Source organism: Agrococcus pavilionensis RW1 (genome assembly GCF_000400485.1).
In the GTDB taxonomy this organism is placed as follows: Bacteria; Actinomycetota; Actinomycetes; order Actinomycetales; family Microbacteriaceae; genus Agrococcus; species Agrococcus pavilionensis.
On the sequence record NZ_ASHR01000028.1, the window covers coordinates 148,436 to 165,560 of the forward strand.

The window sequence follows — 17,125 nt, forward strand, 5'->3', positions numbered from 1 at the left end:
TCACGGCCATCCGACGCGTGGGGTGCTGAGGTTGACGTTGTCCGGCCCGCCGGAGATCTGCATCCATGCCTGCCCGGCGAAGCCGGAGTAGCACATCTTGTCGCCGTTCGGCCGGTTCTGGGTCGCGCCGCTGGCGCTGCCGATCCGCACCTGGCCCGACTGGAAGGACGCGCCGCCGTTCGAGGCGGTGTTGTGGCACGAGAAGCTGTAGGTGCCGGGCGTCATCTCGCTCCAGTTGAGCTGGAAGTAGCGGCACTGCTCGCCGTTCGCGCCCTGGCAGCGGTTCGCGCCCGAGGGGTACGCCACATCGCCCTTGCTCAGCGTGATCGAGGGGTTCGGCCGACGCTCAGCCGTCGCGCTCGCGGTCGCGGTCGTGGTCTGGCGGCCGTGCCCCGCCTCCGCGGCGCCCGTCGACGACTCGACCGTGATCGTGACCGTCTGCCCGCCGTTGGCGGCCTGCGTCACCGCGCCGCCCGACCACGTCACCCAGCCGCCGTTGCCGATCCGGTAGCGCGTCGTGATGTCGCGGCCGTTGCGGCCGGGCGCGCTGATCGTGAAGCGCACCTGCTCGACCTGGCCCGTGCCGCTCACCTGCGGCGCGCCGATCGGCCCGTAGGGCGCGGCGCGGTTGCTCGACGTCGTCCAGCCGCTCGCGTAGGTCGTGCCGTCGATCACGGCGACGGCGCGCACCTGGAACGTGTAGGGCCCGCCGTTGTTGTTGAGGCCCGTGTACGTGCCGCCCGGACCGAACGACTGCACGCTGCCGCCGCCCTGCACCTCGAAGCGCACCTCGTTCGCGCGGAGGCCGTTGGGGTCGCCCGGGGTCCAGTTCACGACCGCGTTCGTGTCGCCCTCGACGGTGCTCACCGCGCTCGGCGCGTCGGGAGCCGTGAAGGTGCGCACAGCCGTCGACGCAGCGGAGGGCTGGCTCGTGCCGGCGCGGTTCGTCGCGGTGACGGTGAAGCTGACGTTCTCGCCGGCCGCGTCGAAGCGGAAGCTCGCGGTCGTGCCGGTCGCCGGCACCGCCGCGGCGCCGTTGGACGGCGTCACGGTGTAGCCGGTGATCGGCGCGCCGTTCTCGTTCGGGGCATCCCACGTCACGCGCACCTGCACCTCGCCCGGGATCGAGCGGTCGGGCGTCGCCTGCACGTTCGTGACCTGCATCGGCGGGCCGGCGGGCGTCACGGCGCGCGAGTAGGCGGAGAAGTCGCTCGGCTCGTCGGCCAAGTTCACCGCCTGGATGCGGAAGGTGTACGACGTGCCGTTGACGAGGCCCGTCCACGTGTAGCTCGAGGCGCCGCCGCTCACGGTCTGCTGCACGACACCGCCCGGCGCCGGCGGCGAGATCTCGATCCGGTACTCCTGGATGGGCGAGCCTCGGTTCACCGGCGGCTCCCACGTGAGCGCGACCTGCGTGTCGCCGTCGACGGCTGAGGGCGGCGCCGGCTGCTCGGGGCGCACGTCGGGGCGCGCTTCGTTCGACGCCGCCGAGGGGTCGGAGTCGCCCACCTCGTTCTGCGCGACGACCTGGAAGCGGTAGGTGACGTTGTTCGTGAGGCCCGTGACCGTGCACGTCGTGGCCGGGCACGGGAAGCTGATGGCGCCGTCGGTCGACTGCACGACGTAGCCGGTGATGGGCGCGCCGTTCGACGGCGGCGCGCCCCACGTGAGGGTGACCTCGGAGTCGCCCGTCGCATCGACGTTCGGTCGGGGCGGCGCGTCGGGACGGCCCTTGACGTTGAGCGTGAGGGTGCCCGTGACCTGGCGCGCGGTCAGCTCCGTCGCATCCTCGACCGTGTAGCGCACCGTGAGCACGCCGTTGAAGTCGGCGCCCGGGGTGACGGTCACCTCGCGGTCGTTGTGCGAGACGTCGCCCTGCCCCGCGACCGTCTCGGCGGAGATCACGCGCAGCGGCTCGCCGCGGTCGGCGAAGGGGTTGAAGTCGTTCGCGATGACATCGGTCGTGAGCGCGATGCCCTGCGTCGCCTCGCCGCTGTCGGGGCGCGCCTCTGCGAGCGGCCTCGTCGTCGCGACGACCTCGACGACGACCGTGCCCGGCGCCTCGTTGCCGTGCGGGTCGATCGCGACGATCTGGAACGAGCCGCTCGAGCCGGGCGGCGTCGTGAGGTCGGCCGTCGCGCTGAACACGCCGTCCCGCAGCGACACCGAGACGCCGGCCATCGAGCCACCGCGCTGCTCGAAGACCATCGCCTCGAGGTCGCCGGGGTCGGGGTCGCGCGTCGCGTCGCGGAGGTCGAAGGTCGCGGCCTGCTCTCCCGCCTCGGGGCGCAGGATCGCGCCCGCGAAGGTCGGCGCGACGACGCTCGAGGGCGTCACCTCGATCGCGATCGTGAGCACGGCGGTGTTGCCGTCGGGGTCGTCGGGGCCTGTGCCGTCGGTGACCTCGAACGTGATGGATGCGGGACCGACGTAGCCCTGCGGGGATCGGAAGAGCAGCGTGCCCTCGTCCTTGATCGTCTCGGAGCCGTCGTGGTTGACGGCCGAGACGCTGTCGCCGGTCGTGATGCGCGGCGCCGCGCCGTTCGAGGTCGTGACGTAGTCGCGCAGGGGCAGCTCGAGCGGGAGCCCCGAGCCGATCTGCGCCGGCTCGGTCTTCGAGAGGAAGGGCGCGCGGTCGCGCACCGGCGGCACCGCGACGAACGCCTCGGCGGTGAGCCCGTCGATGTCGGTCACGCGGTACGTGATGACCTGGAACGACTCGGTCGGGATCACCTGCACGGCGCCCCGCACGACATCCGCCTCTCCCGTCACGATCGAGAGCTCGAGCTCGCTCGGGTCGCCGTCGAGGTCGAGGTCGTTGTCGAGCACCGGCACGTCGAACGCCTGGCCGAGCTCCACCTGGTCGCGCGGCAGCGGGTCGTCCCGCGCGATCGGCGCCAGCAGCTCCGCGTCCTCGGTGACCGCCAGCATGACCGAGCCCGTCGCGCGCGCGCCGCGCGCATCCATGACCGAGTAGGTGAACTGGTAGGTGCCCGGCTCGGACGGCGAGCGCAGGTCGACGGTGTCGCGCTCGGTGTTGACCTCGGCGTCGGGAAGCTGTTCGATGCCCTCGAGGCCGTCGGCGACGAGCGTCAGCGCATCCTGATCCGGATCGGAGTCGTTCTCGAGCACCGGGATCGCGATCTGCCGGTCGGGGCGCACGTCGACGTAGTCGGGCTGGGCGAAGGGCGTCTGGTTGATGTCGGCGGCCTGGGCGATGCCGATGATCGCGGTCGCCGTGCCCTCGGCGCCCCAGCGGTCGCGCACGCGGTAGGTGAACTCGACGGTGCCGGCGCTGTCGGGGAACGCCTCGAAGTCGAAGTAGTCGGGGCCGACGGTCGGCAGGATGCGGCCGCCCTCGGGAGCCGTGTCGTAGCCGACGAGCTCGACGCCGTCGCCGTCGGGATCGATGCCGTCGAGCGGGATCGGGATGCGCACGGTCGAGCCCGCCAGCACGCGGGACGTGACGGTCTGCGGCGCGGGCGAGGAGTTCGACTCCGCGTCGCGCGGCACGATCGTCACGGCGACCGTCGCGGAGTCGCGGTTCCCGAGGTCGTCCTCGACCTCGTAGACCACCGTCGCGCGCGTCGGTCCGCCCTCGAGCGCGTGCACGCGCAGCCGGCCCTCGGAGATGAAGGCGACACCCTCCGCCTCAGAGGCGAAGCTCGTCGACACGACGCGCTCGGCGACCCGGAACGGCGTGCCGTCGGGCGAGAAGTCGTTGTCGATGACGTCGAGGGTGCCGTAGTCGCCCGCGCGCACGGTCATCGCGTCGTCGACCGCCTTCGGTGCGCGCGGCTGCGCGGGCGGCACGACGGGGATGACCTCGACGGTGCCGGTCTCGGAGAAGCGCCCGTTCGAGACGGTGTACGTGAACTGGAAGGGCGACTCGAGCCCGCGGTTGTCGGTGATGCTGACGATCCGACGGTCGCGCAGCTCGACGCTGATCGGCGCGCCGTTCTCGATCTCGAACTGCTGCACGACGAGCACGCCGCCCGCCGGATCGACGTCGTTCGCGAGCAGGTCGACGAGCGCCGTGCCCTGCTGCGGCACGAGCGCGATGTCGCGCACCGCGACAGGCCGCGACTCCTCATCGGGGGTGCGGATGTCGACGCGCACCCGGCCTTGGCTCGAGAGCGCGCCGTCGGCGACGAGGTAGGTGAAGTAGTGCGTGCCGACCGGCCCGCCCTGCACCTTGACCGTGCCGGTGGTCGCGTCCCACGTCATGTCGAGGCTCGCGGCGGGCTCGACCGACGCGAGGCGCAGCGGCCGCCCCGACGGCGAGAAGTCGTTGAGCATCGGTCGGATCGTCGCCTCGCGGCCCTCGATCGTCGTGACGAAGTCGGCGTTCGCGAGCGGGTTCGCCGTGCCGCGCTCCCGCACGTCGACCGTGATCTCGCCCGTCGTCTCCGCGCGACCGTCGGAGACGGTGATCGAGACGCTCTGGAGGCCGACCTCACCCGTGGCCGTGTAGACGAGGCGGCCGGACGGGTCGGTCTGGATGGTGTCGCCCGAGTCGGTCGTGGCGCTCACGAGGTACATGTCGTCGCCGTCGGGGTCGACCCAGTCGGCGAGCACCTGGTACTCGTACTCCCCGCCCTGCTCGACGGCGAATGCCTGGGCCCGGAGCGGCTCCGGCACCGCGTTCTCGCCCTCGCCGCGCACGGTGAGCGTGACCGTCGCCTGGTCGCGGCCCTCGCGGCCGTCGTGGATCTCGTAGCCGAACGTGAACGTGCCGGCCGCCTGGTCCGGGGGCAGCTCGACCTGCAGCTGCGAGTCGTTCGCGACCGGCGCGACCGAGACGCCCGTCGGCAGGTCGCCCACGACGCGCGCGGTGAGCACGTCGCCGTCGGCGTCGACGTCGTTCCAGAGCACCGGCAGGAGCGTCGAGGTGCCGGGGCGCGCGCCGAAGCGGTCGTCCTCGGCGCTCGGCTCGGTGTTCTCCTCGTTGATGGGCGGCGGCTGGTTCGTCAGCAGGTCGTCGGTCGACTCCGAGTCCTCCTCGTCGGAGCGGCTCTCGTCCTGCGGCGGCACGAGGTCCTCCCAGTTGTCGACGAGGATGAGCGTGTCCGAGAGCAGCCACGACGCGCCCTCGACGAACTGGTTGAGCACGACCGCATCGCGGTTGACGCGGAACGTCGCGGGCGAGCCGTCCATCTCGGGCACCTGCGCGCGGAGGTCGCGCGCGTCGTCGTCGCAATCGCGCACGAACTGGGCGCTCCCCGGCCACACGCCGTAGACGCATCCGCCGAGCTGCACGGGGCGCACCGCCTCGCCGCCGCCCGCGATCTCCTCGACCTCGGCGTCGCCGCCGCCGAGCGGCTGGCGGATGAGGCTGTCGGGAGTCGCGAGGATGACGCGGTCGGAGCGATCGCCGTCGAGCTGCACCGCGGCCCCCTCGGGGGTCGGCACCGCGCCGCCCGGGAGCAGCAGCGTCGAGGTGGCCTCGTCGTGCACGACCGCGCGGTCGCCCACGGTCGTGACGATCGGCTCCTCCATCGCGCCGAGCTCCTCGCGCCCGCGCAGCTCGGGCTCGCCGAGCGCGCCGTCGACGAGCGGCAGCGTGAGCTCCTGCGCATCGGCGATCGAGACCGCGTGCACCGTGCCGTCGCGCCCGACCGTGACGGCCGCACCGGCGCCGAGCTCCGCGACCGGGTCGGTGTGCTCGGGCGAGAAGCCGCCGATGTCGGCGAACCGCATCGCCCACAGCGCCCCGTCGGCGGGGTCGACGATCGCGACGATGCCGCCGCCGAGGGCGATGCCGGCTTGCGGCGGCAGCTGCACGGCGGTGCCGGTGACGACCTGCGTCGGGTCGACGAGCAGGGCGACGGATGCCTCCTGGTTGTGGAGGATGACGTCGTCGCCGTCCTGCAGCACGTCGAAGGTCGCGGTGGGCGAGATCAGGCCGGCGTCGAGCTCCTCGGCCTGGACGTTGATGCGGCCGAGCTGCTGGGACGACTGCTTCGTGACCCAGACGCCGCCGTCGTTGAGGTCGACGTCGGTCGTCGTGAATCCCTCGTGCGTGAACGCGACGATGCCCAGTGCGACGGAGACGGCGGTGATGAGGGCTCCGGCGGCCGTCGACTTGCGATGGCGCGAGAGAGACCTGAGCACAGGACTGCCCCTTCCGACGGCACGGGTAGCCGCACCCGGCTGGGGAACGGCGGCCCCATTGTGTCAGACCTGAGCAAACGCCAATCGCCTGATGAGGGTCGCGACGGTGTCGACTTGCTGGGAATCCGCTGGAGATCGACGCGGGAGACGAGCGAGGGGCGACCGATCGGGCCGCCCCTCAGCGCCGCACGACTCAGCCGCGTGCGCGCTCGTACGCGGCGAGCTGCTCGGCGTGCTCGCTGTTGAAATCGTCCATCGCCTGGCGGTTCCGCTCCCGCGCCCGTCGGCCGCGGCGCGACTGGATGCCGCCGACCCAGATGGGCACCTCGCGCGCGAGGACGAACGCGAGCACCGAGAGCGGCGCGAGCAGCAGCTGCCCGAGCGACGCGGCATCGATGCCAGGGACGGCGGCGAAGCTGCCCCAGCCGCCCTCGGCCTCCATGTAGGCGCCGGCGATGTGCGCGGCGTACGCGAGCAGCGCGACGACGAACCCGCCGAGCACGTGGGCCCACCAGCCGGCGCGGTTGGCGATGAGGCTCAGCAGCAGGTAGCCGACGAAGAAGACGACGACGGGGAGCAGGTACGAGGGGCGCAGCCACAGCGACTGCAGCGTCTCGGCGGCGTCGAACTGCCGGTCGAAGAGGTAGCCGACGGCGAAGAAGGCCGCGGCGTGCAGGAGGGCGAAGACGAGCGTCGCGAGGAGCACGACGGCGACGCCGACCCCGCGCGCACCCTTGCGGCGCGGAGGCACCGGCTCCTCGACGAGCACGATCGGCGCACCGGCGCCGGTCGTCGTGGCATCCCCGCCGATCGCGGAGTCCGGCACCTCGTCGCGGACGTCGTCGCGCACGATGCCGAAGCGATTGGAGCGGTCGCGCAGCGGCTGCTGGAGCGACTGCGTCGGCTCGTCGGCCTGCGCGTCCATCGCGCGCGTCGGCGCGTCATCGGTCGCGTCGGCGTCGCGGTCGTCGCCGACGGTGTCCATGGCGCGCGTCGCGTCGTCGTCGTCCCGGCGCTGGGCGTCGATCGCCTGGGTCGGCTCGGGCTCGACGAACTCCCGGTCGCGGTCGCCGCTCGCGGCGCCGGGGGCGTCGGCGTCGCCGTGGCGACGCAGGCCGAAGGAGGGGCGGCGGGGCTCGACGAGCGCCGGGGGCTCGGTCAACTCGGCCACCGGCTCGCTCTCGAGCGAGCTGGATGCGGCCTCGCCGTGCACCTGCTCGGCGGAGGGGCGAGCGGCGTCGTCAGGGTGCGCCGCGGAGTGCGAGGGGCCGCGCAGCGACGAGGGCGCGATGACCGTCGGCTCGATCGGGCTGTCGCTCGCGGCCGGTCGCTCGAGCACCGCGGTGTCCGCCTCGGGCTCGTGCTCGACGAGCGGCTGGTGCTCGTCGTGCTCGTCGACCGTCGTCGTCGCGGCCTCCGTCGAGTCGGGCGCGCGCTCCGCGGAGTGCGCCGCCGAGACCTCGGACGCATCGACGTCGGCATCCGCGGGCGCTCCGCCGCGCTCGTCGGGCGTCGCCTCGGCGAGCGGCGCGGTGCCGAAGAAGCGGTCGCGCCACGACGTGGACTGCTGGTCGCTCATGGGTGGAACCTCCTGCGCCGGCACGGTGCCGGGTCGGGGCGATCCTAGGGGCGAGGCGGGGCAGGGATCGGGCGGCGCACCGCGAGCGGGCGAATCGCGCCGGGACGCGACGGAGGGCCGCTCCCTCTCGGGAACGGCCCTCCTCGTGTGGATCTCGGTACGCGTGCGGCTTCGCCGCGCGCTACTCGATCCTGAGTGCTGCGCGCTCAACGCGACTGCGTCGCATTGAGCGCTTCGCACTCAGACGTACCGCCCAGGCTCCTCGCCGAGCTCGCCGCCCGTGAAGGCGTCGAAGTCGAGGTACGACAGGTCGGACTCGTCGACGCCGCCGGCGTCGGCGAACAGGCGGTTCGGGTAGCGCTCCGCCTTCGCCTCCTCGGTGGCCTCGACCGTGACGTCGCGGTAGCGCGCCAGGCCGGTGCCGGCCGGGATGAGCTTTCCGATGATGACGTTCTCCTTGAGGCCGAGCAGCGGGTCGCGCTTGCCGGCGAGGGCCGCCTCGGTGAGCACCTTCGTCGTCTCCTGGAAGGATGCGGCCGAGAGCCACGACTCCGTCGCGAGCGACGCCTTCGTGATGCCCATGACCTCCTGGCGGGCCGAAGCGGTCTTCTTGCCCTCGGTCAGCGCGGCGCGGTTGAGCTCGTTGTACCGCGAGCGGTCGACGAGCTCACCCGGCAGCAGGTCGGTCTCGCCGTGGTCGACGACGGTGACCTTGCGCAGCATCTGCCGCACGATGACCTCGATGTGCTTGTCGTGGATCGGCACACCCTGCGAGCGGTACACGTCCTGGACGCCCGAGACCAGGTGCTTCTGCACCTCGCGGACGCCGCGCACGCGCAGCACCTCCTTGGGGTCGATCGAGCCGACCTGCAGCTGCTGGCCCTGCTCGACGTGGTCGCCGTCGCCGACCTCGAGCGTCGCCCGGCGCAGCACCTGGTAGGTGAGCTCCTCGTCGCCGTTGTCGGGCGTGATGACGACGCGCTTCGACTTCTCGTCCTCCTCGATGCGCACCCGGCCGGCCACCTCTGCGATGGGCGAGGCGTTCTTGGGGGTGCGGGCCTCGAAGAGCTCCGTCACGCGGGGCAGACCCTGCGTGATGTCGCTCGCGCCGACCGAGCCGCCGGTGTGGAACGTGCGCATCGTGAGCTGCGTGCCGGGCTCGCCGATCGACTGGGCGGCGATGATGCCGACCGCCTCGCCGATGTCGACGAGCTTGCCGGTCGCGAGCGAGCGGCCGTAGCAGCGGGCGCAGACGCCCACCGACGACTCGCACGTGAGCACCGAGCGCACCTTGACCGTCTCGACACCGGCGCCGATGAAGGCGCGGATCTCGCGGTCGCCGATGTCGGAGCCGCCCGTGGCGAGCACCGTGCCGTCGGCAGCCACGACGTCGACCGCGAGGTTGCGGGCGAACGCCGCCGACTCGACGTTCTCGTGCAGCACGAGCTGCCCGTCGATCGTCTCGGCGATGGGCACGTCGAGGCCGCGCTCGGTGCCGCAGTCGTCCTCGCGGATGATGACGTCCTGCGACACGTCGACGAGTCGACGCGTGAGGTAGCCCGAGTCGGCGGTGCGGAGCGCGGTGTCGGCCGAGCCCTTGCGCGCGCCGTGCGTCGCGATGAAGTACTCGGCGACCGTCAGCCCCTCGCGGTACGAGGAGATGATCGGGCGCGGGATGACCTCGCCCTTCGGGTTCGTCACGAGACCGCGCATGCCGGTGATGTTGCGCACCTGGATCCAGTTGCCGTTCGCGCCGGCGGTCACCATCCGGTAGATGGAGTTGCCCTCGTCGAACGCCTCCTGGGTGGCCTTCTGCACGTCGTTCGTGGCCTTGGTCCAGAGCTCGGTGAGGTCGCTGCGGCGCTCGGCGTCGGTCAGCAGGCCCTTCTCGAACTTGTCCTGGATCTTCCGGGCCGCCTCCTCCGCGGCGCCGACGATCTCGTCCTTGCGCGCGGGGGTGATGACGTCGGAGAGCGCGACCGTGATGCCGGAGCGGGTCGCCCAGTGGAAGCCCGCGTCCTTGATCTTGTCGAGCGTCGCCGCCACCACGGTCTTCGGGTAGCGCTCGGCGAGCGCGTTCACGATGAGCGAGATGACCGGCTTGGCCGCGACCTCGGCGACGAACGGGAAGTCCTCCGGCAGCAGCTCGTTGAAGAGCGCGCGGCCGAGGGTCGTCTCGAGCAGGAACGGCTCACCGTCGACGAAGCCCTCCGGACGGTCCTGGTCCCGGAAGACGAGGCCCGTCAGGCGGATGCGCACGACGGCGTTGAGGTCGAGCGTGCCCTGGTCCATGGCCATGATGGCCTCGGCGACCGAGGAGAACGCGCGGCCCGTGCCCACCGCATCCGCCTTGACGGACGTGAGGTGGTGGAGGCCCGAGACGATCTCGTGGGTCGGGAGCGTCACCGGTCGGCCGTCGGACGGCTTCAGGATGTTGTTCGACGCGAGCATGAGCACGCGGGCCTCGGCCTGCGCCTCGACCGAGAGCGGCAGGTGCACGGCCATCTGGTCGCCGTCGAAGTCGGCGTTGAACGCCGAGCACACGAGCGGGTGCAGCTGGATGGCCTTGCCCTCGACGAGCAGCGGCTCGAAGGCCTGGATGCCGAGGCGGTGCAACGTGGGCGCGCGGTTCAGCAGCACGGGGCGCTCGCGGATGATCTCCTCGAGCACGTCCCACACCTGCGGCTTCGACCGCTCGACCATGCGCTTCGCGTGCTTGATGTTCTGCGAGTGGCCCAGGTCGATGAGGCGCTTGATGACGAACGGCTTGAACAGCTCGAGCGCCATCTGCTTCGGCAGGCCGCACTGGTGCAGCTGCAGCTGCGGGCCGACGACGATGACCGAGCGGCCCGAGTAGTCGACGCGCTTGCCGAGCAGGTTCTGGCGGAACCGGCCCTGCTTGCCCTTGAGCATGTCCGAGAGCGACTTGAGCGCGCGGTTGCCGGTGCCCGTGACGGGGCGGCCGCGGCGGCCGTTGTCGAACAGGGCGTCGACCGCCTCCTGCAGCATGCGCTTCTCGTTGTTCACGATGATCTCGGGAGCACCGAGGTCGAGCAGGCGGCGGAGTCGGTTGTTGCGGTTGATGACCCGGCGGTACAGGTCGTTCAGGTCGCTCGTCGCGAAGCGGCCACCGTCGAGCTGCACCATCGGGCGCAGCTCCGGCGGGATGACCGGGACGACGTCGAGCACCATCGCGGCCGGGCTGTTGCCCGTCTGCAGGAACGAGTTGACGACCTTCAGTCGCTTGATCGCGCGGATCTTGCGCTGACCCTTGCCCTCGGCGATCTGCTGGTGCAGGTCCTCGGACTCGGCCGCGAGGTCGAACGAGAGCAGGCGCAGCTTGATCGCCTCGGCGCCCATGTGGCCCTCGAAGAACTCGCCGTAGAGGTCGACGAGGTCGTGGTAGACCGCGTCCTCGGCCTTCAAGTCGCCGACCTTGAGCGAGCGGAAGTCGTCGAAGACCCGCTCCATGTGGGCGATCTGGTCGTCGGCGATCTTGCGCAGCTGCGCCATCTCGCGCTCGCCCGCGTCGCGGACCTTGCGCTTCTGGTCGGCCTTCGCGCCCTCCTGCTCGAGCTCGGCGACATCCGCCTCGAGCTGCGCGAGGCGCTCGGCGATGTCGGCGTCGCGACGCTTCTCGATCTCGCCGATCTTGAGGCGGAGCTCCTGCTCGAGCGCCGGCAGGCGCTCGTGGCGAGCCTCCTCGTCGACCCGGATGATCATGTACGCGGCGAAGTAGATGACCTTCTCGAGGTCCTTCGGCGCCATGTCGAGCAGGTAGCCGAGGCGGCTGGGCACGCCCTTGAAGTACCAGATGTGCGTCACCGGGGCGGCGAGCTCGATGTGGCCCATGCGCTCGCGGCGCACCGACGACTTCGTGACCTCGACACCGCAGCGCTCGCAGACGATGCCCTTGAAGCGCACGCGCTTGTACTTGCCGCACGCGCACTCCCAGTCGCGGCTGGGGCCGAAGATCTGCTCGCCGAACAGGCCGTCCTTCTCGGGCTTCAGCGTGCGGTAGTTGATGGTCTCCGGCTTCTTCACCTCGCCGTAGGACCATGCACGGATGTCGTCGGCCGTGGCGAGGCCGATCCGCAGCTCATCGAACGTGGTTGCGTCGATCAATGCTTTTCCTCTTGTCTTCGAGTTCTGTTCTGCGGCTGCCGGATCAGATGTCGTCGATCGACGACATCTCGGGGCGCGAGAGGTTGATGCCGAGCTCCTCGGCCGTGCGGAGCGCCTCGTCCTCGTCGTCGCGCAGGGTGACGACGTCACCCGCGGCGTTGAGCACCTCGACGTTCAGGCACAGCGACTGCATCTCCTTCATGAGCACCTTGAAGGACTCGGGGATGCCGGGCTCCTGGATGTTCTCGCCCTTGACGATCGCCTCGTACACCTTCACGCGGCCGACGATGTCGTCCGACTTGATGGTGAGCAGCTCCTGCAGGGTGTAGGCGGCGCCGTACGCCTCGAGCGCCCAGACCTCCATCTCGCCGAACCGCTGGCCGCCGAACTGGGCCTTCCCGCCCAGGGGCTGCTGCGTGATCATCGAGTAGGGGCCGGTCGAGCGCGCGTGGATCTTGTCGTCGACCAGGTGGTGGAGCTTGAGGATGTACATGTAGCCGACCGAGATCGGGTACGGGAAGGGCTCGCCCGAGCGGCCGTCGAACAGGTCGGCCTTGCCGGAGCCGTCGACGAGCCGCTGGCCGTCGCGCGTCGGGAGCGTCGCGTCGAGCAGGCCGATGATGGCCTCCTCGGTCGCGCCGTCGAACACCGGGGTCGCGACCTTCGTGTTCGCGGGCGCCTCGAGCGTGCGCGGGTCGAGGCCCTCGGCCCAGTCGGGGGTGCCCTCGACCTTCCAGCCCGTCTTCGCGATCCAGCCGAGGTGCGTCTCGAGCACCTGGCCGAAGTTCATGCGCTTCGGGATGCCGAGCGGGTTGAGCACGATGTCGACCGGCGTGCCGTCGGCGAGGAACGGCATGTCCTCCTCGGGCAGGATCTTGGCGATCACGCCCTTGTTGCCGTGGCGGCCGGCGAGCTTGTCGCCCTCGGTGATCTTGCGCTTCTGCGCGATGTAGACCACGACCTTCTCGTGCACGCCCGAGCCGAGCTCGTCGTCGCCGTCCTCAGCGCGGAACTGCTTGACCGCGATGACCGTGCCCTGCTCGCCGTGCGGCACCTTGAGGGACGTGTCGCGCACCTCGCGGCTCTTCTCGTTGAAGATCGCGCGCAGCAGGCGCTCCTCGGCGCTCAGCTCGGTCTCGCCCTTCGGCGTGACCTTGCCGACGAGGATGTCGCCCGGCACGACCTCGGCGCCGATGCGGATGATGCCGCGCTCGTCGAGGTCGGCGAGCAGGTCGGGACCGACGTTGGGGAGGTCACGGGTGATCTCCTCCTTGCCCAGCTTCGTGTCGCGGGCGTCGACCTCGTACTCCTCGATGTGGATCGACGAGAGCACGTCCTCCTTCACCAGGTTCTGGCTCAGGATGATGGCGTCCTCGTAGTTGTGGCCCTCCCACGGCATGAACGCCACGAGCAGGTTGCGGCCGAGGGCGAGCTCGCCCTGGTCGGTCGCGGGGCCGTCGGCGATGACCTCGCCGGCCTCGATGCGGTCGCCCGCCGAGACGATGACGCGGTGGTTGTACGACGTCCCCTGGTTCGAGCGGTCGAACTTGCGCAGGAAGTACTGCTGCGTGCCGCCCTCGTCGAGCTGCACCGTGACCAGGTCGGCCGAGACCTCGGCGACCACGCCCGACGCATCCGCCGTGATGACGTCGCCGGAGTCGATCGCGGCGAAGCCCTCCATGCCGGTGCCGACGAACGGCGACTCGGAGCGGACGAGCGGCACGGCCTGGCGCTGCATGTTCGCACCCATGAGGGCGCGGTTCGCGTCGTCGTGCTCGAGGAACGGGATGAGGCTCGTCGCGACCGACACCATCTGGCGCGGCGAGACGTCCATGTAGTCGACCTCGGTCGGCACGACGAGCTCGACCTCCTCGCCCTTGCGACGGGCGACGACGCGGTCCTCGACGAAGCGCTGGCTCGAGTCGAGTCGGTTGTTCGCGTGCGCGACGACGAACTCGTCCTCCTCGGAGGCGGTGAGGTAGTCGATCTTCTCGCTCACGACGCCGTTCTCGACCCGGCGGTACGGGGTCTCGATGAAGCCGAACGAGTTGATGCGCGCGAAGGTCGCGAGCGAGCCGATGAGGCCGATGTTCGGGCCCTCAGGGGTCTCGATCGGGCACATGCGGCCGTAGTGCGAGGGGTGCACGTCGCGCACCTCGACGCCCGCCCGCTCGCGCGAGAGGCCGCCGGGGCCGAGCGCCGAGAGGCGGCGCTTGTGGGTCAGGCCCGCGAGCGGGTTGTTCTGATCCATGAACTGCGACAGCTGCGAGGTGCCGAAGAACTCCTTGATCGCCGCCGAGACCGGACGCACGTTGATGAGCGTCTGGGGCGTGATCGCCTCGATGTCCTGCGTCGACATGCGCTCGCGCACGACGCGCTCCATGCGAGCCAGGCCCGTGCGGACCTGGTTCTGGATGAGCTCGCCGACCGCGCGGATGCGGCGGTTGCCGAAGTGGTCGATGTCGTCGACGTCGAGGCGGATCTCGACCGGCTCGCCCTTGCGGACGCCCGGGAGGGTCGAGTCGCCGTTGTGGAGCGCGACGAGGTACTTGATCGTCGCGACGATGTCCTCGACCGAGAGCACCGAGTCGCTCATGGGCACGTCGATGCCGAGCTTGCGGTTGATCTTGTAGCGGCCGACCTTCGCGAGGTCGTAGCGCTTCGGGTTGAAGTAGAAGTTGTCGAGCAGCGCGCGAGCGGCCTCGGCGGCCACCTGCTCGCCCGGACGCAGCTTGCGGTAGATGTCGCGGAGGGCGTCCTCCTTCGTCATCGGCGCGTCCTTCTCGAGCGTCGCGAGGATCGACTCGTAGCCGGCGAACTCGCGCGCGATGTCCTCGGCGGTGAGGCCGAGCGCCTTGAGGAAGACGGTGACCGACTGCTTGCGCTTGCGGTCGATGCGCACGCCGACGGCGTCGCGCTTGTCGACCTCGAACTCGAGCCACGCGCCGCGGCTCGGAATGACGCGCGCCGAGTAGACGTCCTTGTCGGAGTTCTTCTCGGGGGTGCGCTCGAAGTAGACGCCGGGGCTGCGCACGAGCTGCGACACGACGACGCGCTCGGTGCCGTTCACGATGAACGTGCCCTTCTCGGTCATGAGCGGGAAGTCGCCCATGAAGACGGTCTGCGACTTGATCTCGCCCGTCTCGTGGTTCATGAACTCGGCCGAGACGTAGAGGGGGGCGGCGTAGGTCTTGCCGCGCTCCTTGCACTCGTCGATCGTGTACTTCGGCACGTCGAGCACGGGCTCCGAGAACGAGAGCTGCATCTTCTCGCTCAGGTCCTCGATCGGGGAGATCTCCTCGAAGATCTCCTCGAGCCCCGACTGGGCGGGGATGTCGTCGCGGCCGGCGGCCGTCGCCTCGTCGAGGCGGGCCTTCCATGCGTCGTCGCCGATGAGCCATTCGAAGCTCTCGGTCTGCAGCGCCAGCAGGTCGGGGACGGTGAGCGTCTCCGGGATTCGGGAGAAGCTCAGTCGGCTTGCGTTCCGACCGGTCTTGGGGCTCAGTTCAGCCAAGGCAGATACCTCCGGGCCGGGAAGGGTTGCGGGTCTTCCCGGGATCGTGTCGTCGGTGAGAGACTCGTCAACACCCTTGAAGCGCCCGGTCTCCGGGCGCGCGCCGACCGCAATATGAAGGCAGAGGGGATGTCTGTGAGCGCAAAGAATCACTGTACGCCTCACGACCGCGCGTGTCCAGTCACCGCGGCGTGTCGGCTGGCGCTCCCTCGGGCGTCGATGCTAGCGCGGCGCGCGGGCGGCAGGCGGTAGCGGCAGGATGGCTGCGTGGAGACCCCGAGCCGCCGCCTCTCGAGCGGCATGCACGCCGAGATGCGCTACGCCTCCGCGGGCGGCTGGCAGCTCGTCGTCGACGGCACGCCGCAGTCGCACGTCGACCCCGAGCGGCCGCAGCTGCTCGTCTACGAGTACGTGCAGCAGATCGGCCACGTCATCGACGCGCTCGAGCCGGGACCCATCAGCGCGGTGCACCTCGGCGCCGGCGCGCTGACGCTCCCCCGCTACGTCGACGCGACCCGCCCGGGCTCGCGGCAGCAGGTCATCGAGCTCGAGCCTGCGCTCGTCGAGCTCGTGCGCGAGGTCGCGCCGCTCCCCCGCGGCGCGAGCGTGCGGCTGCGCTACGGCGATGCCCGCGAGCAGCTCGCCCGCTTGCCCAAGGGGCTCGTCGGCGCCGCCGACCTCGTGGTCGTGGATGTGTTCTCCGGCTCGCAGACGCCGGCGCACGTCACGACCGTGGAGTTCCACGCGCTCGTGCGCGAGCTGCTCGCCCCGACCGGGGTCGTCGCAGTGAACATCGCCGACGACCGGCAGCTCGCGTTCGCGAAGCGCCAGCTCGCGGCGCTGCTCGAGGTGCACGCCGAAGCGGCTGCCCTCGCCGATCCGGGCATGCTGAAGGGCCGCCGCTTCGGGAACGTCGTCGCGATCGCGGGCGCCGCGCTGCCCGACCTCGATGCGATCGGCCGGGCGCTGCGGCGCGATCCGCTGCCGGGGAAGGTCGTCGCCGGCGACGAGCTGCGCCGCTTCCTCGGCGGGGCGCTCCCCGCGCGCGACGCCGACGCGACGCCGAGCCCGGCGCCGAGCCGCGGCATCTTCGGCTGACCGCCCGCTCCGCTCGCCCCTCCGCCCGCCCCATCCACGCGCCGAGCGAGTCGGAGCGGCTCGCGGCGCGGCCTCCCTGCGGATCAGCGAACCTGCGGCACGATGTCGGGATGAGCGAGTCGATCGGCTACGACCAGACCGCGCTGCGCAACGCGGTCGACGTGGCGGCCGCCGCCCGCCGGCTGCGCGAGCTCGGGCGCGAGCGCTCGCTCGCCGCCGTCTCGGAGCGCGCGTGGCTGCTCGAGAGCATCGGCCGCCTCGACGAGGCGCTCGCCGCCGCGAGCGAGGCCGTGACGCTCGCTCGCGCCTCGGGCTCGCGCGACCGCGCCGCCGAGGCGCGGCTGCTGCGCGCCTCCGTCGTGCAGACGCGCGGCGACCTCTCGACCGCGCTCCGCGAGTGCACTGCGATCATCGCCGAGGCGCGCTCGAACGACTGGGTCGAGCTGTGGGCGCACGCGCTCCAGCAGCGGGGCACCGTGCACTTCGCGCTCGGCCGCTGGCAGGAGGCGTGCGTCGACTTCACCGTCGCCGTCGAGCTGTGCCGCGAGGCCGACCTGCCGCCAGAGCAGCTCGAGGCGGCCGAGATCGCGCTGCTCGTCGCGACCGACCGCGCGCAGACCGAGGCGATCCGCGCCGAGCAGGACGTGCCGCGCGCGAGCCACCCGATCTGGGGCGGGCGCTGACCCTCCACAGGC

Annotated in this window: 6 protein-coding genes; 2 read left to right on the forward strand and 4 right to left on the reverse strand. The window is 71.3% G+C overall.

Features of this window, described 5'->3' with window-relative positions; all coding sequences use genetic code 11:
* From L332_RS24445 to rpoB, 4 genes are all read right to left on the reverse strand, one after another.
* Window positions 1-6,114: an Ig-like domain-containing protein gene (locus tag L332_RS24445; RefSeq protein WP_021010936.1), complete on the reverse strand. Its 6,114-nt coding sequence runs from the start codon at window positions 6,112-6,114 to the stop codon at window positions 1-3.
* Window positions 6,115-6,307: 193 nt separating this feature from the next.
* Window positions 6,308-7,693, reverse strand: coding sequence for a hypothetical protein (locus L332_RS24450; RefSeq protein WP_021010937.1), 1,386 nt, complete (start codon window positions 7,691-7,693; stop codon window positions 6,308-6,310).
* Window positions 7,694-7,933: 240 nt separating this feature from the next.
* Window positions 7,934-11,818, reverse strand: coding sequence for a DNA-directed RNA polymerase subunit beta' (gene rpoC / locus L332_RS24455; RefSeq protein WP_021010938.1), 3,885 nt, complete (start codon window positions 11,816-11,818; stop codon window positions 7,934-7,936).
* Between the two features lie 43 nt (window positions 11,819-11,861).
* Window positions 11,862-15,332, reverse strand: coding sequence for a DNA-directed RNA polymerase subunit beta (rpoB, locus tag L332_RS24460; RefSeq protein WP_021010939.1), 3,471 nt, complete (start codon window positions 15,330-15,332; stop codon window positions 11,862-11,864).
* Between the two features lie 300 nt (window positions 15,333-15,632).
* On the opposite strand from rpoB, the gene L332_RS24465 reads away from it, so the two are divergent.
* On the forward strand, window positions 15,633-16,430 hold the full coding sequence (locus L332_RS24465) for a spermidine synthase (protein ID WP_052588705.1): 798 nt from the start codon (window positions 15,633-15,635) through the stop codon (window positions 16,428-16,430).
* 110 nt (window positions 16,431-16,540) lie between these two features.
* Window positions 16,541-17,113, forward strand: coding sequence for a hypothetical protein (locus tag L332_RS24470; RefSeq protein WP_021010941.1), 573 nt, complete (start codon window positions 16,541-16,543; stop codon window positions 17,111-17,113).
* The last annotated feature ends 12 nt before the right edge of the window (window positions 17,114-17,125 follow it).

Excerpts from the sequence above, each read along its gene's own strand:
- L332_RS24450 (WP_021010937.1), bottom strand. The coding sequence starts at position 7,693 with ATGAGCGACCAGCAGTCCACGTCGTGGCGCGACCGCTTCTTCGGCACC.
- L332_RS24465 (WP_052588705.1), top strand. The coding sequence starts at position 15,633 with ATGCACGCCGAGATGCGCTACGCCTCCGCGGGCGGCTGGCAGCTCGTC.
- L332_RS24470 (WP_021010941.1), top strand. The coding sequence starts at position 16,541 with ATGAGCGAGTCGATCGGCTACGACCAGACCGCGCTGCGCAACGCGGTC.